At 65.0% G+C, this 19,224-nt stretch carries 18 protein-coding genes and 1 pseudogene; 5 read left to right on the top strand and 14 right to left on the bottom strand.

Annotated features, from left to right (window positions below; translation table 11 throughout):
- Positions 1 to 128: 128 nt before the first annotated feature.
- Positions 129 to 2,855, top strand: coding sequence for a heavy metal translocating P-type ATPase (locus tag ABQJ48_RS13875; RefSeq protein WP_367838576.1), 2,727 nt, complete (start codon positions 129 to 131; stop codon positions 2,853 to 2,855).
- 203 nt (positions 2,856 to 3,058) lie between these two features.
- Here ABQJ48_RS13875 and ABQJ48_RS13870 read toward each other — a convergent pair whose 3' ends face one another.
- The 6 genes and pseudogenes from ABQJ48_RS13870 to ABQJ48_RS13845 all read right to left on the bottom strand — a co-directional run bounded on the left by ABQJ48_RS13870 (position 3,059) and on the right by ABQJ48_RS13845 (position 8,290).
- Positions 3,059 to 3,670: a flavin reductase family protein gene (locus ABQJ48_RS13870; RefSeq protein ID WP_367838575.1), complete on the bottom strand. Its 612-nt coding sequence runs from the start codon at positions 3,668 to 3,670 to the stop codon at positions 3,059 to 3,061.
- A 183-nt stretch (positions 3,671 to 3,853) separates the two neighbouring features.
- The gene (locus ABQJ48_RS13865) at positions 3,854 to 4,813 is read right to left on the bottom strand and encodes a 3-hydroxyacyl-CoA dehydrogenase family protein (RefSeq protein WP_473094137.1); all 960 of its coding nucleotides are present in this window, start codon (positions 4,811 to 4,813) and stop codon (positions 3,854 to 3,856) included.
- Between the two features lie 112 nt (positions 4,814 to 4,925).
- Positions 4,926 to 5,225: a hypothetical protein gene (locus ABQJ48_RS13860; RefSeq protein WP_367838573.1), complete on the bottom strand. Its 300-nt coding sequence runs from the start codon at positions 5,223 to 5,225 to the stop codon at positions 4,926 to 4,928.
- Between the two features lie 457 nt (positions 5,226 to 5,682).
- Positions 5,683 to 5,841 carry a hypothetical protein gene (locus tag ABQJ48_RS13855; RefSeq protein WP_367838572.1) on the bottom strand — a complete coding sequence of 53 codons (159 nt, stop codon included), beginning with the start codon at positions 5,839 to 5,841 and terminating at the stop codon, positions 5,683 to 5,685.
- Positions 5,842 to 6,039: 198 nt separating this feature from the next.
- Complete coding sequence (locus ABQJ48_RS13850; protein ID WP_367838571.1) at positions 6,040 to 7,470, bottom strand: hypothetical protein; 1,431 nt, start codon at positions 7,468 to 7,470, stop codon at positions 6,040 to 6,042.
- Positions 7,471 to 7,603: 133 nt separating this feature from the next.
- Positions 7,604 to 8,290 (bottom strand): annotated as a pseudogene (locus ABQJ48_RS13845) (MgtC/SapB family protein).
- Between the two features lie 296 nt (positions 8,291 to 8,586).
- On the opposite strand from ABQJ48_RS13845, the gene ABQJ48_RS13840 reads away from it, so the two are divergent.
- The gene (locus ABQJ48_RS13840) at positions 8,587 to 9,696 is read left to right on the top strand and encodes an AGE family epimerase/isomerase (protein WP_367838570.1); all 1,110 of its coding nucleotides are present in this window, start codon (positions 8,587 to 8,589) and stop codon (positions 9,694 to 9,696) included.
- Between the two features lie 6 nt (positions 9,697 to 9,702).
- Entirely contained in the window at positions 9,703 to 10,098 is a 396-nt protein-coding gene (locus ABQJ48_RS13835; RefSeq protein ID WP_367838569.1) for an HNH endonuclease signature motif containing protein, read from the top strand.
- 84 nt (positions 10,099 to 10,182) lie between these two features.
- Here the strand turns inward: ABQJ48_RS13835 and ABQJ48_RS13830 are convergent, their stop codons facing one another.
- A complete protein-coding gene (locus tag ABQJ48_RS13830) occupies positions 10,183 to 10,458 on the bottom strand; it encodes a hypothetical protein (RefSeq protein ID WP_367838568.1) in 276 nt (91 codons plus the stop codon).
- Between the two features lie 228 nt (positions 10,459 to 10,686).
- Here ABQJ48_RS13830 and ABQJ48_RS13825 point away from each other — a divergent pair, with 228 nt between their 5' ends.
- Complete coding sequence (locus ABQJ48_RS13825; RefSeq protein ID WP_102632542.1) at positions 10,687 to 10,890, top strand: cold-shock protein; 204 nt, start codon at positions 10,687 to 10,689, stop codon at positions 10,888 to 10,890.
- Positions 10,891 to 11,000: 110 nt separating this feature from the next.
- Here ABQJ48_RS13825 and ABQJ48_RS13820 read toward each other — a convergent pair whose 3' ends face one another.
- A complete protein-coding gene (locus tag ABQJ48_RS13820; RefSeq protein WP_367838567.1) occupies positions 11,001 to 12,623 on the bottom strand; it encodes a methyl-accepting chemotaxis protein in 1,623 nt (540 codons plus the stop codon).
- 264 nt (positions 12,624 to 12,887) lie between these two features.
- Between ABQJ48_RS13820 and ABQJ48_RS13815 the strand changes: the two genes are divergently transcribed.
- Positions 12,888 to 13,322, top strand: a complete 435-nt coding sequence (locus ABQJ48_RS13815; protein ID WP_367838566.1) for a PaaI family thioesterase — start codon at positions 12,888 to 12,890, stop codon at positions 13,320 to 13,322.
- A gap of 391 nt (positions 13,323 to 13,713) precedes the next feature.
- On the opposite strand, the gene ABQJ48_RS13810 is transcribed toward ABQJ48_RS13815, so the two are convergent.
- The 6 genes from ABQJ48_RS13810 to ABQJ48_RS13785 form a co-directional block, all read right to left on the bottom strand.
- Positions 13,714 to 14,562, bottom strand: coding sequence for an ureidoglycolate lyase (locus ABQJ48_RS13810; RefSeq protein WP_367838565.1), 849 nt, complete (start codon positions 14,560 to 14,562; stop codon positions 13,714 to 13,716).
- Positions 14,563 to 14,617: 55 nt separating this feature from the next.
- Complete coding sequence (locus ABQJ48_RS13805; RefSeq protein ID WP_367838564.1) at positions 14,618 to 15,361, bottom strand: SDR family oxidoreductase; 744 nt, start codon at positions 15,359 to 15,361, stop codon at positions 14,618 to 14,620.
- 45 nt (positions 15,362 to 15,406) lie between these two features.
- The gene (locus tag ABQJ48_RS13800; RefSeq protein ID WP_367838563.1) at positions 15,407 to 16,237 is read right to left on the bottom strand and encodes an amidohydrolase family protein; all 831 of its coding nucleotides are present in this window, start codon (positions 16,235 to 16,237) and stop codon (positions 15,407 to 15,409) included.
- A gap of 7 nt (positions 16,238 to 16,244) precedes the next feature.
- The gene (locus ABQJ48_RS13795) at positions 16,245 to 17,285 is read right to left on the bottom strand and encodes an aldo/keto reductase (protein WP_367838562.1); all 1,041 of its coding nucleotides are present in this window, start codon (positions 17,283 to 17,285) and stop codon (positions 16,245 to 16,247) included.
- 236 nt (positions 17,286 to 17,521) lie between these two features.
- On the bottom strand, positions 17,522 to 18,832 hold the full coding sequence (locus ABQJ48_RS13790; RefSeq protein ID WP_367838561.1) for a UxaA family hydrolase: 1,311 nt from the start codon (positions 18,830 to 18,832) through the stop codon (positions 17,522 to 17,524).
- A gap of 42 nt (positions 18,833 to 18,874) precedes the next feature.
- Entirely contained in the window at positions 18,875 to 19,201 is a 327-nt protein-coding gene (locus ABQJ48_RS13785) for a UxaA family hydrolase (protein ID WP_367838560.1), read from the bottom strand.
- Between the last annotated feature and the right edge of the window lie 23 nt (positions 19,202 to 19,224).

Here is a 19,224-nt window from a genome sequence, read left to right as displayed (position 1 = left end):
CACGTTTCGCGACGCCCGGTCGGCGGCCCAGCTCGCTCGATGGGTCGTCCGTTCTTGACATTCCCGCCATGGGAAGGTCGATACTGAATTCACGATGCGGCCCAATGCCGCCAAGAGCCTGATCCACCATGCCCGACCTTGCCGATCCGCGGCGCGCCGACGCCGCGTCCCCCGCCCCCACCCGACTCGCCGAATTCGAAATTGGCGGCATGACTTGCGCGTCGTGCGCGCTGCGGGTTGAAAAAGCGCTCGCCAAAGTGCCAGGGGTCACGCGTGCGTCGGTGAACCTCGCCACGGAGCGCGCGCGCGTCGAAAGCGACGCCTCGGTCGAGCCGGAAACGCTTGCCGCCGCCGTGCGCAAAGCGGGCTATGAAGCCGCGCCGTCCGCGCCTGCCGATGACGCACCGCTTCAGGCGCCACGCGCGACGGAACTGGCGATCGGCGGAATGACCTGCGCCTCCTGCGCATTGCGCGTCGAAAAGGCGCTCGCCAAAGTGCCTGGCGTCACCCGCGCGTCAGTGAATCTGGCGACCGAGACCGCCAGCGTCGATCTGCAGGACGCGAGCGTTACTCCAAATGCGCTGATCGCCGCAGTCAAGAAAGCCGGCTACGAGGCGGACTGGATCGCGCCGCCGGACGCAGCCGCAGCCGCCGAGGCGCCCGGCCGCCCCACCACCGCGGCCGCCTCGACCGCCGTTGCCCACAGGGAGCGCAAACGCAACGAGTCGCGCCGCGAACTGGCCGCTGTGCTCGTGTGCGCAGCGCTGACGCTGCCGCTGGTCGCGCCGATGGTCGGCGAATGGTTCGGCATGCAGACGATGCTGCCGCCGTGGCTGCAATTCGCGCTCGCGTCGATCGTGCAGTTCGTCTTCGGCGCGCGCTTCTATCGCGCGGCTTACCGGGCCGTGCGGGCCGGCGCGGGCAACATGGATCTGCTGGTGGCGCTCGGCACGTCGGCGGCTTATGGCATCAGCCTGTACGAAGTCGCGATGCATCCCGGCGACACGATGCATCTTTACTTCGAGGCGTCGGCGGTGGTGATCACGCTGGTGCGCTTCGGCAAGTGGCTCGAAGCGCGCGCCAAGCGCCAGACGACCGACGCGATCCGCGCGCTCAACGCGCTGCGCCCCGAGCGGGCGCGCATTCGCGTCGACGGCGGCGGCGAACGCGAGGTGCCGCTCGCGCAAGTGCGGGTCGGCACGGTGGTGATCGTGCGTCCGGGCGAACGCGTGCCGGTCGACGGCGCGGTGCTCGAAGGCCGTACGCATATCGACGAATCGCTGATCACCGGCGAAAGTCTGCCGGTGCCGAAACAGCCCGCCGATGCGGTCACTGCCGGCTCGATCAACGGCGAAGGCGCGCTTGCGGTGACGACCACCGCGATCGGCGCCGAGACGACGCTCGCGCGGATCATCCGGCTCGTGGAAAGCGCGCAGGCGGAGAAGGCGCCGATCCAGCGGCTGGTTGACCGGGTCAGCGAAATCTTCGTGCCGGCAATTCTGGCGATTGCCGTGCTGACGTTGATCGGCTGGCTGATCGCGGGAGCCGGCGGCGAGACGGCAATCCTGAACGCGGTTGCTGTGCTGGTGATCGCTTGCCCATGCGCGCTCGGGCTGGCGACGCCGGCGGCGATCATGGCCGGCACCGGCGTCGCGGCCCGGCACGGCGTGCTGATCAAGGACGCCGAAGCGCTGGAAATGGCGCATCGGGTGGCGATCGTCGCCTTCGACAAGACGGGTACGCTCACGCTCGGCCAGCCGTCCGTGACGGCTTTTGAGCCGGTCGGCGGGATGAATCGCGACGACGCGCTGGCGCTGGCCGCCGCAGTGCAGCGCCACAGCGACCATCCGCTGGCGCGAGCGGTGGTGAACGCATATGAAGCGGCGCAGCCGGCTGCGGCAAGCGGCGTAACCCCGGCGGGGGCAGGGCAACCGACGCTGACAGCGCACACAGCACCGCCGACAGCGCACGCGGCCCGGACAGCGGACACAGCAGCGGTCGCCACAGAGACGTCATCAACGCATGCCAGCGCCGCGACTGCGGCCACGCGCCCATACGCGCCTCGAGCCATGGCCGCCCGAGCGGTCGCCGGGCGTGGCGTCGAAGCGGAAGTCGAAGGCCGTACGCTTGCGCTTGGCAGCACACGCTGGCTCGATGAACTCGGCATTGATCTGCCGCCCGCGCTCGCCGCGCGCGCTCATGAGCTCGAAGCCGCGGGCAACACGATCTCGTGGCTGATGCAGCGCGCCCCGCTACCGCCGCAGGCGCTCGCACTGATCGCTTTCGGCGACACCGTCAAACCCACCGCGCGCGCCGCCGTCCAACGGCTGGCGCGGATGGGCATCGTGAGCGTGCTCATCACCGGCGACAACCGCGGCAGTGCGGCGAGCGTCGCGAAGGCGCTCGGCATCGACGAATTTCACGCGCAAGTGCTGCCCGACGACAAGGCCCGCGTGATCCGCGATCTGAAGATCCGCCGGACGGGCATCGTCGCGATGGCAGGCGACGGCATCAACGATGCCCCCGCGCTCGCGGCCGCCGACGTCGGCATCGCAATGGCAACCGGCACCGACGTCGCCATGCACGCGGCGGCCATCACGCTGATGCGCGGCGATCCGGCGCTGGTAGCGGACGCCATTGACATCTCGCGCAAGACCTGGCGAAAAATCCAGCAGAACCTGTGCTGGGCGTTCGTCTACAACCTGATCGGCATTCCGCTTGCCGCTTTGGGTTTGCTCAATCCGATGCTAGCGGGGGCGGCGATGGCGTTTTCGAGCGTGAGCGTCGTCACCAATGCGCTGCTGTTGCGTACGTGGAGCGGCACGTCGGGGCGCGTGGGGCGCTCGCAGGTTTAAGCGCTCGCGGCCATCAATAGGCGCAAGCGGCGCAAGCGGCGACTACGACAAGCTCGCGCCGCCGCCATCCGAGCCCTTCAGCACAGTCGCGATGTGCGAGTCCCGATCATGACCGTAACAAGCACGGCGTTCGCGGGGCGGCGACCGGTGCGCTATGCAGCGCGGCATGGCGCGGTCCGGCGTCACTGGAATACCGGCGGTGTTCAGGCAGTCGGGCGGAACATCTGGAACATTTCGCCGATTTGCGCATAGTCGGCGCGATAGCCCGCGCGCATGATCGGCTGCGCGGCGTGCGTGTCGAACAGGCCGTCTTTCAGATAGGCCTCGTTGATGTGCACACCGACCACCTGACCGAGCGACAGGTAGTTATCCATCGGCTCACCGTCGAGCGTATGCAGGCGCACGACCTGCAGCAGCTTGCATTCGAGCGCGGCGGGCGATTCCGCCACATGCGGCACGGCGACGTTGCGGCCCGGCGCAGGCGTGAGACCCGCGAGTTCGAATTCGTCGACGTGCGGTGCAACCGGCGCCGACGAACGGTTCATCTGCTCGGCAAGCGGCCGTGTCGAGAGATTCCAGACGAATTCGCCAGTGGCTTCGATGTTGGCGACGCTGTCTTTGCGGCCCTCGCTGCAGAAGCCGATGATCGGCGGAAAGCTGGCGAACGCGCCGAAGAAACTGTACGGCGCGAGGTTCAGCGTGCCTTGCGTATCGCGCGAGGAAATCCAGCCGATCAGACGCGGCGCGACAATAGCCTTGAACGGGTCATGCGGCAGGCCGTGACCGGCGAGCGGGTCGTAGAAGTAATGGGCCATGAGATCAGGTGGCAGTCGGCAAGGTGATGCGAGGGACTAGTTATACCGCAGCATGAACCCCGTTGCGAAGCGCGCCTCGCGCCGACGCGCTTTCAGCTTTGCATTTTTGCTTTAGCGCTACACCGCGCGAAGCTGGCGCTTTCACGGCGCTGACTCGCGCTCACGGATGGTCAATGGCCTCGATCAACCGCGGCTGAGCAGTTGTCTACGCGCTTCTCTCACCTGCGCCAGACGCGCTTCGTCCCAGTCATAGAAGCCCGCGCCGCTGCGCACGCCGACGCGCCCGGCGTCGACCTGTTGGCGCAGCAGGTCCAGCACGTCTTCGTCCTTCGCGAGTTCGGGCATCAGGTGGATGGAAATGTCGAGAAAGGTGTCGAGCCCGCCCATGTCCGCGCCTTCGAGCGGACCGACGATCCCCCAGCGGCGCCCCAAGGACGCCTTCATCACCCGATCGACCACCTCCGGCGTCGCCGCGCCTGAACGAACGATATGCAACGCCTCGCGCAACACCGCGAACTGCAAGCGGTTGCCGACAAAACCGGGAATCGCCCTGGTCAGTACCACCGGTTCCATGCCTATTGCGCTCATCAACGCCGCGGTTTGCTGAGTCACTTCTGGCGCGGTCGCTGTGCCCGGCACCACCTCGACGAGCGGAATCATATGCGGCGGGTTCCAGAAATGGGCGATCAGAAAACGCTCTTTCGCCCGCAGCGGCGCGGCCAATTGATCGGGCGGGAAGCCACTAGTATTGCTCGCGAGAATCGCATCGTCGGCCAGCAGGCCGCTCAGCGCCGCATACAGGCGATGCTTCATTTCGAGCACCTCTGGAATCGCCTCGATCACGAATTGTGCCGAGGCTATCGCATCCAGTTGCTCATGAGTTTCAATGCGCGCGAGGGCCGCTCGCGCGGCTGTCTGGTCGATACGGCCGGCGTCGATCAATTCGTCGAGCACGGCTTGCGCTTTGGGCGTGACGCTCGCGAGCCGCGCCGCGTCGACGTCGTGAACGACCGTCCGGTATCCGTGCAACGCGCTTTGCGTCGCAATGCCGACGCCCATCAATCCGGTGCCTACGACGCCTATCGTTACGCTTGCCTTGTCCACGCCGCTCTCCTGTTGCCGTCGATGAAAGCCTTCAAGCATAGCGCAGCGCGCCGGCTGGGCAGGCCGAACGTAACAAAGCCGGTCGTCCGCGAGGAACGACCGGCTTTGTGAACGACTTCATGCCGCGCCGGGCGCCGGCGTCACGCGTGCATCAATAACGATGCGGCTCGCGATGATCGTCGTGACGATGCGGATCACGATCGTGCGGGTGATTGCGCATCCACTCGTCGTGGCCCCAATAGCGGTGGCCGTCGTAATAACGGTCGCCGTGCCAGCCGACATTGATCGATACGTCCGTCGGCACCATGTGCGGCTGACCGTATGCGACCGGTCCGTGGCCATTCTCGACGAACACGCGTTGCTGAGCGAAGGCGCTGCCGCCGGCGAGCAATGCGCCACCTGCGATCAGGGTTGCGACAATAGAACGCGATGTCTTGTTAAAGGTTTTCATAGTGACCTCCCATTAAGTTGTTCAGAGCCGGCGTCCGTGTTCGTTCGGTCATCACCTCGTAATTGCTTCAGGCTTCGAATTTCGGCTCGGACGCCGTACGCTTGAGAACCACTGTAGCGGCGCACACTGCGTGAAGACGTGAACACTTGTAAGTAGACATTTCAGAGATGGGGACGGATCGCGAAGCCAGGGTTTCGCGCGGAGAGCCTATCGGCCAAGCGTTGCAGGGAAGGTGGGCGGCGACAAACGCCGGCTGCGCGTCAGGCGGCGTTACATTGATTTCGCCGGGGAAATATTTGGCAAGCGCTGACTTCGCCTGGGCCGACCCCGGCAAAAGCGGTGAGCGGCAAAAAAAACCGCACTACGCGAGCTGCGTGGCGCGGCTTTCATCATGCATGTCGACATGCGACATGCCGCCCGTGCGCCGTTTAAGCGCTCAGGAGCTTCTGCGTGGCGCTTAGTCGATCAGCTTGATGCCGAACAACGTGGAATGTGCGCGACGCACGCGCTGCGCTTCGCGGCTACGCGCTGCGTAGGAGTAGTCCGCATCCAGCGGCAGATGAGGCGACGCAAAGAGGTCGCTGACCTTTTGGAACAATGCAAAAATGAAACTCATGGCGACTCCCGGTTGGTTGCTGCGTTCTCTAGGGTTTTCCCTTAGCAAGTATTATAGGGGTTTTCCCTAGTAAAAAGCTAGTGCAGTGCAGCAATTTTTCGGAGTCCGGTTTGCGCGGCGGCCTCCTCCACGCTATCGCAGGACGGCGACGGAGATGCGCGCCACGCACGCGGCGCACCGCAGCGGCCGTGCTGTCGGTCAATGCCCGCCAATCGCCTTCACGCGATGCCCCTGCTGCGCTCCCGACGGGTGCTTGCCGCGCGCAGGAATCGCAGCGATCGGCTTCGGCGTGGCGGGTGCCGGCGGCGGCGTCGGGGAAGCGGCAGTGAGCGCCGCCGCGTTGGTCATCGCGAGACGCATGTCCACCAGGCTTGCCATGGCAGTCTGCTGGTTCTGCACGATCTGTTCGATGCGGTGTTGCTGGGCAGTGGTCTCCCGAGTCAGACGCATGAGCAGCACCGTCTGCGTGATGCCGATCGCGACCGTGACCAGCAGCGCACCGACGACGATCGACAGCATCCATTTCAGGCTGCGCGAATGATCGGTCGCGGCGCGGCGCTGATCGGCGATGACGCCATATAACGCGTCGATGGTATCGGCAAAGGCCGTTGCCCTCGCGCGATCGAGTTCCGGCGCGGCGCGCAGTGCAGTCGCAGTCGCATCCGCGCGTTGGGCTTCGCGCCACGGCGATGCCGCGAACGCGGCGTTGGCGTTGGCGTTGGCCGCGGACGCTACATTGCCGTTGGCCGCGGACGCTAACGTATTGGCCGACCGCTGCACACCCGGCTTCGGAGCAAGTGCCTCGACTTGCCCGGCAGGGGCAGCGTCCCCTTGCCTCTCAACGCTTCCGGCAAGCTCGTTCGCCGCTTTGCTTCCGGTCGCAGCCACCTCACCTGTAGTACCAGCCGCTTCGCGCGCGGCCGTCGTCGCCTTCCCGCGCGTTGGGGTAGACCGTTGCGGTGGCTTACTGCCGCCTGCTGTCGCTGCACCCGCCGAATCCGCCGCCCCGCCAGCTTCGGCCGTCTGACGCAGCACGGTCACGCTCCGGGCGACGGTTGCGGCCGCCATAGCAGGCGTGAGCGGCGCAGCCGGATCGGGCACGGCGTCAGCCGACTCCTCTTCATGTTGCATGGCCTGTTGCGAGCCCCCTTCAACGGTCACACCTATCCCGGAGTTCACTTCCGACCAGCCCAATTCCCCAGCACCCAAAGCCAGGGCCGCCGGCACCTCGCTCTCAAGCCCGCTCATTTTTGGACTCATCGGCGCCGGCTCGTCAGCCCTCGGGGAACGCGGCGCTCGGCGCAGGCCCGTCGTGTCGAGCGGCATGCCGTCGCCGGCATCGATCGCGCCCACCGCCGCGAGCACCGCGTCGGGCAATTCGAAGCCACGCAGCGTGCCTTGCCGGACGTCGACGTTCATCGCTTGCAGCGTCGCACGCGTGGGATCGTCGGGAAACAGGTCGAGGGTGCTGTCGTCGCGCGAGGCGCCGCTGAGTTGCGCGAGGCGTTGTGCGGAACGGGCCGCGCGCGCCAGCTTGTTTTCGGTTTCGGTAGAGACGGTAGGCTGGCGCTGCTTGCTGGAAGCAGCTCGGGAAGGCCGGGACGGTGGGGATGCTGCGGAATCTGCCATATAGAAAAGAGCGGTCGTCGCCCGGGAACGAGGCGCCGAACTCCGCTCGTCAATGCCGTTGGGATTTTTCGGGACCGCATTGTCGCATGGTCGCCCGCAGCCGCCGAAGCCATCGGACGCAGATTTTCGCGCTTCAGGACGACACGTCGTCCTGCCGAAACTCCTTGACGCCGCGCAGTCCACGCAAACGCGCGCAGATCGCTTCGTATTCCGTGTTCGACACCCGGTGCAAGGTCAGCATGACTTCGTCGCAGTCTGGCGAGTCGTCGCTTTGCTGCATCACGAATTGCTTGACGCGCGGACTCGCGGCGCCGAGTTCGTCGTGCAACGAATGGAACGTCATGCTGCCGCGCCCGACGATCATCGGTACTGGCGCCGTTGCTTGACCGTGATGAAGCGCCGTTCCATCGGCTTGATGCCCGCGAGGAATGATCAGAATGATGATGGTCGCCGCGATCGACGCCGTGTACAGCCCGCCGCCCACCGCCAGGCCGATCGCTGCGACCGACCACAGGCTCGCCGCGGTAGTCAGCCCGCGCACGATCTCGCCGCGCAGCAGAATCGAGCCCGCGCCCAGAAAGCCAATGCCCGATACGACCTGAGCGGCCATCCGCGACGGGTCGAGCACGACGTGTTCGCCGGTCAGCACATCGGCGAAACCCTAGGCCGACACGATCATGATGAGCGTCGAGCCGACGCAGCCCAGCATGTGCGTGCGCAGCCCCGCCGCCCACGACAGCCGTTCGCGCCCGAAGCCGATAACGCTGCCGAGCGCCGCGGCCAGCACCAGACGGGAAATGAGTTCGAAGTTTCCCAGCATTGTTTTTTCCTCCTTGCCGGTAATATTTCAAGCGCGCCGCGCACGTGTGCCGGCGTGTCAGCGGGGGCCGTTTGCTTTGTGCTACGCTGCACGCCGCCGCGCGGATTGCGCTGACTGCCGCAGCACCCGCCCATGCGAATGTCGATGCCATCGCGCGCAAACCGCCTGGCATCGGTTGCTTTGCAGCGCGTGTGCGCGCCCGTGCGTCACTCGGTGGCGCCGCGTCACTCCGTGGCGCAGGCTGCGCACCGGGAGCGCGGATGCTTCGCAACTGCGCGGCTGACCACAACTTCACTATGCCAAGTATGAACTCTGCCGCCGCTTCGACAATCGCTCGTGCCACCGCACTGCGGGATCACTTCATGGGCGTGGTGCTGCCCATCTGGCGCGGCCCTGGCTTCAACAGCGCGCTAAAGCTGCCCTACGAAGCGTTCAGCGCCAAGGACCACGCCCCGCTGCCCGCCGAGCGCTACCGGGCGATGGCCTGCGCGCGCCAGCTGTTCGTGTTTGCGAAAGCCGGCGACGCGCAGCATGCGAAAGTGCTGTTCGATTCGCTCGCGCATACCTTCCGGGACACAGTCCATGGCGGATGGTTTTACAGCGTGGACGCGCAGGGCGCGCCGCTCGATACCACCAAAGACCTCTACACGCATGCGTTCGTCGTGTTCGCATGCACTGAGTATGCGCAGCGTTGCGGCGACCCGGATGCGCTGAAGCTGGTGCACAACACATCGGCGTTGATTCAGTCGCACTTCGCGGCCGACGGCGACCTGTTCAACGCCGCGCTCACGGCGGACTTCGGCACTGTCACCGGCACGCCGGTCCAGAATCCGCTGATGCATCTCACCGAAGCCTGGCTCGCCGCGTGCGAAGCCACGCGCGACAACGTGTTCGACGCGGCATTGCGCCGTCTGGCCGGCGCGGTCGCGCATCACTTCGTGCATGCGCCGACCGGCTGCATCGCCGAATTGCCGATTGGCACGCGTGACAACCGCCTGGAACCCGGGCACCAGTTCGAGTGGTTCTGGCTGGTCAGGCAGGCGGGCGGTCTCTTCGAAGGCACGGGTCTGAAAGAAGCGATGACACGTGCGTTCGTCTTCGCGCAGCGCTATGGCGTGGACCGGACAAGCGGCGGCGTTTGCGCATCGCTCGACGAAACCGGCGGGATCAAGGACGCGACGCAGCGAATCTGGGCCCAAACCGAATATCTGCGCGCGCTGGCTTGTCAGGACGACCCTGCCGCGCGCGCGGCGCTGCCCCGGCAAATGGAATTGTTCGAGCAACGCTTTCTGCATGCGCAAGGCTGGTCCGAATGCAAGACGCCGGCCGGCGACATCGTGCGTGCCGACATGCCGTCCACCACGCCTTACCACCTGGCTACCGCTTACGCCGCGTTGCCGGTTTGAGCGCCTTTGCGCTTTGGCGCCCGCTCACAGTCAACCGGCGCCCAAGCGCGACTGACGGCACGATCGCCTGTTCCGGCCATGGCCAAAAAACTCGCCGAACCGTGGTACCAGCCACCGCCCGCCGACGAAAACTGCCCGCTCTGCGGGCGGCCGATTCCGCCGAGTCAGCGCGACTTGCACCACTGGGTGCCGAAAACCAAGGGCGGTAAAGACGTCGCCGCGCTACACCGCATCTGCCACCGCCAGATTCACGCGCTTTTCACGGAAAACGAATTGGCGCAGCACTATTCGACGATCGAAGCGCTGCTGGCTGACGAGGCGGTCCGGACTTTCGTACGCTGGGTTCGCGCCAAGCCAAACGATTTTTACGAGCGAACTCGCCGCAGCGCGAGAAAAGGCTGAGCGACGCGGTCATCCTCAAGGCCGCTCGACACCATCGACGGTCTCGCAAACGGTAGCCTGCATGAGCAGCGTCCACCGGCCTGATCAATACGCTTCGCGCTGCCAAGGCCCCCAACCGGCCTCGGATGATTTGAAACGCATATAGGTTGCGCTTTGTCCGGTGGGAATGTCCGACATATCGCCTTGCGGCTTGCGATCGGTCGTGTGCAGGGCGAAAGCCTGACGGTCTTCGGTATCGACGGTGATGCGGCCGACGGGGTCCGGCGCGTCTTCCTGAGGGGACTTAGACTCCAATACCGCGAGATAGGGGGTCAAACGACTCCAGAACGACGTGAGTTCTTCTTGCAGATAATGTGTCAATGTTTTTCCTGGAAAAGTAATACGCGCAGTTTACCCTACCCGGCGCAGCCCCTTCGAAAACCTTCCAACCGCTTTCGAAGCGCTGAAAAAAGTTGAAACGGGGGAATACCCGGATACGCCTGGGTTGGCGTCCTTCATAAAGACGTGATACAACTCTCCCTTCGCGCTCGATCTCGTGTTGAGAAATAGCGGTCGCGAATGCAACACACAACATTTACTGGATCAAAAATGGCAACAGGTACTGTGAAGTGGTTTAACGATGCAAAGGGCTTTGGCTTCATCACGCCGGACGACGGCGGCGAAGACCTGTTTGCGCACTTTTCGGAAGTTCAAGGCAGCGGCTTCAAGTCCCTGCAGGAAAACCAGAAGGTGTCGTTCGAAGTTAAGCAAGGCCCGAAGGGCAAGCAGGCTGCAAACATCCAGCCGGCCTAAGTACCCAAGGTACTTCGAGGCACCCTTAGGCGCTTGCGTCTGATGCAAAATGGCCCGCGAAAGCGGGCCATTTTCTTGGCAGAAATACCGTTTTTTAGCGCCGGCCCGGCTTAAATCGCGCGCCTTTCGGAGACCCCGAACCCCGTGCCCGGCACGCCCATCTCCTCACGCTGTTGCGTGCGCAACACAGTTTCAGAAATTTCGAAGACGGAAACCGCCTGCTTCAATTGCCGGGTCTGTTGATGCAGCGAAGCCGCGGCCGCCGCGGCCTGTTCGACGAGCGCCGCATTTTGCTGCGTCATCTGGTCCATCTGTATCACCGCCTGGTTGACCTGCTCGATGCCGGTGCTCTGCTCGAGCGACGACGCGCTGATTTCCGCCATCATCTGCGTGACGCGCGAAATGGACGCGGACACGTGGGTCATCGCTTCGCCGGCATGCTCGACGAGCGTCGAACCGCCCTGAATCGCCGCGGCCGATTCGCTGATCAAGGTCTTGATTTCCTTGGCCGACTGCGCGCTGCGCTGCGCGAGGCCGCGCACTTCACCCGCCACCACGGCGAAACCACGCCCCTGCTCGCCCGCGCGCGCCGCCTCGACCGCCGCGTTCAGCGCAAGGATGTTGGTCTGGAACGCAATGCCGTCGATCACGGAAATAATCTCGGCGATCTTGTCCGAGCTTTGCGCAATCCCGCGCATCTTCTCGACCACCTCGTTGACCACTTCGCTGCCGCGCGAGGTCGCTTCGAGCGCCGTGCCGGCGAGCGCGCTCGCCTGGCGGGCGTGATCGGCGTTCTGGCGCACGGTCGAGGTCAGCTCCTCCATGCTCGACGCGGTTTCTTCGAGCGATGCCGCCTGGTTTTCGGTGCGCGCGGAGAGATCGGCGTTGCCGGTGGCGATTTCATCGGCGCCGAGGTGGATCGAGTCGGCGGATTCGCGAACGCTCTGCACAGTGCGCGCGACGCTCGCCTGCATCTTCGCGAGCCCCGAGAACAGCCGGCCGATCTCGTTGGTGCCGCGCGAGGCGATCGGCTGGTCGAGACGTCCTTGCGCGATCCGCTCGAAGTGGCGACCCGCTTCCTCCAGCGGCGCCACCACGCCCCGGCGCAACGCCGCATGGACCGCGAGCGTGCCGCCCACCAGCGCCAGCAGGATCACGATGCTGACGACGCGAAACATCGCCATGCGCGCGTCGATCGAATCGAGCGAAGCGCGGCTCGCGGCGTCGCCGAATTGCACGAAGTGGTGCGACTCGGCGAGGTAGGCATCCTGGAACGACTGGGTCGGTTGATCGAGGAAGGCCTGGATGTTGCTGGAGTCGAGAAACTGCACGAGTTCGGCGAGCGCGTCGTGCAGCTTTTTATAGCGCTCGGCGAGCGCCGTGGCGCGCGTGCTGTTTTCGTCACTGCTCTTTCGCGCGCTCATGAAGGTGACGAACGACTGATCGGCGGCCGTCAGCTGCTCGCGCGCGTGCTGCACGATGTCCGTCGGCTCCGCGCCGCCGCGCACCATGCGCGTACCGGCGCGCGACAGGTTGATGCGCGCATCCATCAACCGCTGGGTCGTTTCGTTGACCGCGTCCACCTGTTGCAAAGCGATGTTCGACAGATCGCCCACGTCGTCATGGGTGCGGGTAAGCGACCAGAAGCCGAGACCCACCGTGACAAGCTGGAAGACGCAGAACGCGGCCAGAACACACAACAGGCCGGACGCGACCTTGATCTTGCTGAACATCTCGAACACCTAACTCAAAAGAATGACGTGAACTGAATCAGGGTTAACGGCAGGCCGTCGCCCAGCTTGAGACCAATTTCGCCAAAAATCGGCCTACGGGGGCTTTTCATCGCTCAACGTCATGACTGAGCGTGTTTCGCGCAACAATCCGGCACACATTTTTCTGAATCACCTTGACGCAGCGCATCCACGCTTCCTAGAGTGGGTAGGGACTTCAACGCACACCGTGCGATGCCACTGCGGGCCTTGCCCGAAGGAATCACGATGACCGACCTTCTCGACCGGGCGCGCGGCGCACTGCATGCCCAGCCGTTCAGCATGCTGCTAGGCGCAGAGTTGATGCATACGGGCACGAGCGAGCTCACCCTGAGCCTGCCGATCCGCGACGAACTGCGGCAGCAGCATGGCTTCGTGCATGGCGGGGTGCTCAGCTATCTGGCCGACAATGCGCTGACATTCGCGGGCGCGTTGTCGCTCGGGCCCAAAGTCGTGACGGGCGAATACAAGATCAACTATCTGCGCCCGGTGATGAACGGCACGCTGATCGCTCGCGCGAAGGTGGTCTACGCGGGACGGCACCAGGCGACCTGTCAATGCTACGTGTACGTGATGGAAGGCAACCGCGAAAAGCTGGTCGCGGTCGCGCAAGGCACGGTCAACCGGATCGGTGAAAACGGCGAGCATGAACCGGCGAGCTGACGACACCGCTTGCAGGTAGACCAAGGCGATATCTGGACGGTCGGCGTGGGCTGCATTTGCCGGAATGTGCGCGCCGACATCCACCACACGCCGCCGGTCGATAGGGGACTCTTGCGCGAGCCGTGGACCGGCCGCCTTCCCTGCTTCATGATGCGTCTGAATCGGACCGGCGCAGCCGCGACGCGGTCAGTCTCTTAACGCACGATTTCCGGATGGGCAGAACGAGCGCACTGGCCGACTCGTCGATCTGCTTGCACGGCTGCTCGCCCAGCGGCGCGGAGGATGGTGGCGCTCTAAACGACAAGGCCGTTCCCGCATGCCGAGGGAACGGCCTTTTACAACGGCACAACCGCAACGCCGTTCAACGGAGCGCGAGAGATACTCCGCTGGGTTACTCCGCCGCGTACGTCTTCTGCGTCTGCTCGCCGAGACCTTCGACTCCGAGGCGGACGGTCTGACCCGGCTTCAGGAACACCGGATTCGGCTTCACGCCCATGCCGACACCGGGCGGCGTGCCCGTCGAGATCACGTCGCCCGGTTGCAGGCTCATGCACTGCGACACATACGAAACCAGCTTCGCGACGCCGAACACCATCGTCTTCGTGTTGCCGTTCTGGTAGCGATGGCCGTCCACTTCGAGCCAGAGGTTCAGGTTCTGCGGATCGGCGACTTCGTCGCGTGTGACGACCCACGGGCCGATCGGGCCGAAGGTATCGAAGCCCTTGCCCTTGTCCCACGTACCGCCGCGTTCGATCTGCCATTCGCGTTCCGACACGTCGTTGATCACGCAATACCCGGCGACGTGGTCGAGCGCATTGGCTTCGTCGATATATTTCGCCGGCTTGCCGATCACCACGCCCAGTTCGACTTCCCAATCGGTCTTCTTCGAGCCGCGCGGAATTTCGACGTCGTCGTTCGGACCGGAAATGGCGCTCGTCCACTTGTTGAAGATCACCGGCTCGGCCGGCACCGGCAGATTGGATTCGGCCGCGTGGTCCGCATAATTCAGCCCGATGCAGATGAACTTGCCGATCTTGCCGACGCACGGCCCCATGCGCGGATTGCCTTCGACGAGCGGCAGCGACGCCGGGTCGAGCGCGCGCAGTCTGGCCAGACCTTCGTCGGTGAGCGCGGCGCCGTCGATATCGCCGATCACCTTCGACAGATCGCGAATCTTGCCCTGCGCGTCCAGCATGCCGGGCTTTTCCTGGCCTTTCGGCCCATAACGAAGCAGTTTCATCGTTGTACTTCCCTTTACGTTCAATAGTGGTGTTCGGTTCGCAAATCGGTGCGCGTCAATTCGACCAGCCGCCGTCGATCACGTGCGCCTGGCCCGTGGTGAACGACGATTCGTCGGACGCGAGATACAGCGCGAGCGCCGCGATCTCTTCGGGCTTGCCGACGCGGCCCATCGGCTGACGCGCGACGAACGCTGCTTGCACGGCGTCGAGCGTCGCGCCTTGCGCCTGGGCTTGCGCCGCGATCCGCTGTTCGAGCGACGGCGAGGATACCGTGCCCGGGCAAATCGCGTTACAGCGTACACCATGCGTAACGAAGTCGGCCGCGACGGCCTTGGTCAGCCCGATCACCGCAGCCTTGGAAGCGCCATACGCAAAGCGGTTCGGCACGCCCTTGACGCTCGAGGCCGCCGACGACATGTTGATGATCGAGCCGCCACCCTTCTCCAGCATTGCCGGCAGGAACGCGCGGATCGTGCGGTACATCGCCTTGGCGTTCAGGTCGAACGCGAAATCCCAATCCTCTTCGCTGCATTCGAGAATCGAGCCGGCATGCACGTAGCCCGCGCAGTTGAAGAGCACATCGATCGCGCCGATCTCAGCGGCCAGCGCCTCGATCGCCGCCTTATCGCGAACGTCGAGCGTGCGCGCGTCGACCGGCTTGCCGGCCAGTCCGTCGATGCGGATGTCCGTGGCGATCACCCGCGCGCCTTCGCGTGCAAAGAGTTCCGCGGTGGCGAGGCCGATGCCTTGCCCTGCCGCGGTGATCAGGGCCGTTTTGCCGGCCAGTCTTTGTGTCATCTACGACTCCAGTTGAAGGGGCTGCTGGTTGGCTGCTTTCCGAATTCAGAGGCGGTAGAACGCGGCCGCGTTGTCGCCGAAAACCGCTGCGCGCTCAGCGTCACTCAACGACGCAAGCAAGGTGGTCGCCACCGAATGCCAGAGCAGATAGTCGCCGTTCAGTTCGAGCACGGGCCAGTCGCTGCCCCACATCAGGCGCGCCGGACCAAACGACGTCAATAGATGTTCGACGTAGGGCCGCAAGGTCTCCTCGGTCCAGCCAGGCGAGGCTTCGGTCGCGAGACCGGACAGCTTGCAATGCACTTGCGGCAATGCCGCGAGGCGCGTGATCGCGTCGCGCCAGGTTTGATAGCCCGCGCGGCCGTGTCGGATGGGCGGCTTCGCGCCGTGATCCACGACGATGCGCAGCGCGGGAAAACGCGCGGCGAACGTCTCGATATGCTCGACGTGGCGCGCGTAAATCAACGCGTCGAATGTGAGGTCGTGCGCGATCAGCGCTTCGATGGCCGGTGCCAGGTCGGGGTTCGCGATCCACGTGTCGTCGGGCAGATCCTGCAGCATCGGCCGCACGCCCTTGAACTTCGGCTCGCGCGCGAGCGCCTCGATGACGGTCGGCGCCGTGGGCAACAGCAAGGGCACCCAGCCGACCACGCCGGCAATCGACGGCTCATGGCGCGCGAGGTCCAGCAGGTAGCGGGTTTCTTCCAGGGTCGGGGCGGCCTGCACGACCACCGTCCGCTCGATGCCCGCCCTCTCGCGCAACGGCTCGAGATCCGCCGGGCCAAACGGCCGATACAGAATCTTCAATTCCGGCGTGAGCCACTCATAGTCGCCTCGCGCGGGGTCCCAGTAGTGCTGGTGCGCATCGATCAACATCGTCGTATCAATCCTGTGGCGCGGGCGCGCGCGCGTCGAGCAGCCCTTCGTTGCGCAACGCGGACCACAGCGCCGCGGGGATCGGCTGCCCGAACGACGCGACGTTCTCGCGCAATTCGTCGGCACTGCGCGCACCGGTGAGCACGGTCGCGACCGCCGGATGCGCATACGGAAACTGTAATGCGGCGGCGGCGAGCGGCACGCCATGAGCGCGGCACACCGCTTCGAGCCGAGCGACGCGCTCGATCACTTCGGGCGGCGCGGTGCCGTAATTGAATTTCAGATCGCCCTGTACGCCCCGCGCCAGAATGCCCGAGTTGAACGCGCCGCCTAACAGGATGCTGACGCCGCGAGCTTCGCAGGCCGGCAGCAGATCGTCGAGCGTGCGCTGTTCGAGGAGCGTATAACGGCCCGCGAGCAACGCGCAATCGAGATCGAACTCGGCCATGGCGTCCAGAATGATTGCGCCTTCGTTGACGCCGAGGCCGACAGCCTTGATCGCGCCGCTCGAGCGCAAGCGGTCGAGCGCGCGGAAGCCGCCGCCTTCGGTCAGTTGCCGCCAATAGTGAGGATGCTGATCGCTGTGCGTGGCTCGGCCAATGTCATGCACAAGCAGAACGTCGATCTCGACGATGCCCATGCGCTGCTGACTGTCTTCGAACGAACGCATGACGCCGTCGTGCGTGTAGTCGTAGATCGCCTCGAAGGGCAGCGGGTTTTGCCAGCCTTCGGTGTCGACGAACGCAGTGGTACGCGGTACGAAGCGGCGCCCCACTTTGGTGGACAACACATAGTCGCTGCGAGGATAGCGGCGCAATGCGTCGCCCAGACGATGCTCCGCCTTGGTATTGCCGTAGTGCGGTGCGGTGTCGAAGTAGCGCACGCCGGCGTCCCACGCCGCGGCGACGGTTGCGAAAGCCTCTTCATCGGACAGGTCGCGGTACAGGCCGCCCAGCGGCGCCGTACCGAGACCCAATCCGGTTACCTGCAATGCGCCGCGGCCGATGCGGCGACGCTGCGCGACCTTTGGAACGATCGTTGCGATCATTGAACCCGTCTCCTGTCGACGGGAGTTAGTGCTTCAGCACTTACTCCCGTCCCATGCAAAGCTGTCGACGGGAGTTAGTGCTTCAGCACTTACTCCCGTCCCATGCAAAGCTGTCGACGGGAGTCGGTGCTTCAGCCCTCACTCCCGCTTCTCTTGCGTTTTTACCATGCGCGGACGGGCTTTGCCCACCGCATCCGCCCCTGCTGAACGCCAGCCCTCTCCCCGCCCCCTACCCTTCAACGCGCCTCAATCGCGACCACGCGCCGCGCCAGCGCGTCGCTCGACGGCAAGCACGCAGGCCCGACCGGCTCGAACGTCTTATAGGTCAAAATAAATTCCTGATGCCCGAGCGTTTCCGATTTCGACGCCGCGCCGCACGCCACCGCCACCGTCTGCTCGAACACTTCGCGCCCCACTTCGTCGAGCGTGCCGCGGCCTTCGAGAATGCGGCCGGCGTCGACATCCATGTCGCCGGCGAGCTTGCGATACGTGGCCGGGTTCGCGCACACCTTGATGACCGGCGAGATCGCCGAGCCGACCACCGAGCCGCGTCCGGTCGTGAACAGAATCACATGGGCGCCGCACGCAATCAGCTCGCCGATCTCCGCGTTGTCGCTGATGTTCGGAAAGCCGAAGCGCGGTTCGCCGTCCGGCACCACGTCGAGCAGATAGAGGCCGCCGGTCGGCGGAACGTCACCCGGTTTGACGATGCCGACGATCGGCGACGCGCCGCTCTTCGCATACGCGCCCAACGATTTCTCTTCCTGCGTGGTGAGGCCGCCGTCCGCGTTGCCGACCGCAAAACTGCCGTGCCCGAGAATCGAGTAGTAGCGCGCGGCCTTCGCGACGCACGCAACGATCTCATCGCCGAGTTCCGGTCGCGCCGCGCGCGTCTTCATGTGAAACTCGCAACCCACCAGTTCGCCGGTTTCCTCGAACAGGCATGTCGCGCCCGCGTCGATCAGATCATCGAACGCGCGGCCGACGGCCGGGTTCGCGGTGATGCCGCTGGTACTGTCGGAGCCGCCGCAAATCGTGCCGATCACCAGTTCGCTCAGCGCCATCGGCACTTTGCGTTGCGCGGCGAGTTGCGCGCGCGCGCCGCGAATCCAGTCGACGCCGTATTGAATCGTGCTGCGCGTGCCGCCTTTTTCCTGGATCGTCAGCACCTCGACGGGACGGCCGCTCGCGCGTACCACCTCCACCAGATAGTGCTTGTTCATGCTCTCGCAGCCGAGCGACACGAACAGCACCGCGCCCACGTTCGGATGAGTGGTGAGCCGCTCCAGCATCTTTTCGGCATAGCCGTTGGGGTAGCAGCCGGGAAAGCCGATCAGATGCACCGGCGGCTCGCGTTCGGCCGAAGGGTCGTCGAAGGCGTCGAGCGGCTCGCGAAACTGCGTGACGATCTCGCGTGCCACGTGATGCGCGCACTCGACGAGATAAGCCACCGCGACCACATTGCGGATGCCCTTGCGGCCGTCGCTGCGCAGATAGCCTTGCAGCACAGGCTGCTGCGCGGCGCTTGCTACGGATGTGTCAGTCATGATCGTTCCAGCGCGGCGCGAGGCCGCGTCATTGTGCGCCTGTCAGTGGTGGACGAACTCGTGGCCCGCGTCGTGCGTATAAGTCGGCAGGTAGTCGCTTTCGAGGTTGTGCGTATGCAGGTGCGCGCCGCGCGCGACCGCTTCGGTCACGTGGCCGATCACCGCGCCGTAACGCAGCACCTTGTCGTCCTTCGCGAGTTCGCGGCGTGCCAGCTTGTGACCGAGCTCGATGGTCTTGGCCAGCGTGACGCGCTCCCCTTCGATCTCGAGCTGCGTGCCGGCATCGAGCCGCGCCGCCGCGATCAGGCAGTTGTCGGCGGGGCTGAGCAGGATCAGGCGCGGGTCGGTTTGCAATGGACGGCTGGTCAAATGAGGTCTCCGTGATGCATGGG

This window comes from Paraburkholderia suaedae, assembly GCF_040812055.1.
Classification (GTDB): domain Bacteria; phylum Pseudomonadota; class Gammaproteobacteria; order Burkholderiales; family Burkholderiaceae; genus Paraburkholderia.
The sequence above is the reverse complement of the archived record's forward strand: the minus strand, read 5'-3'. Positions and strand labels throughout refer to the sequence as shown.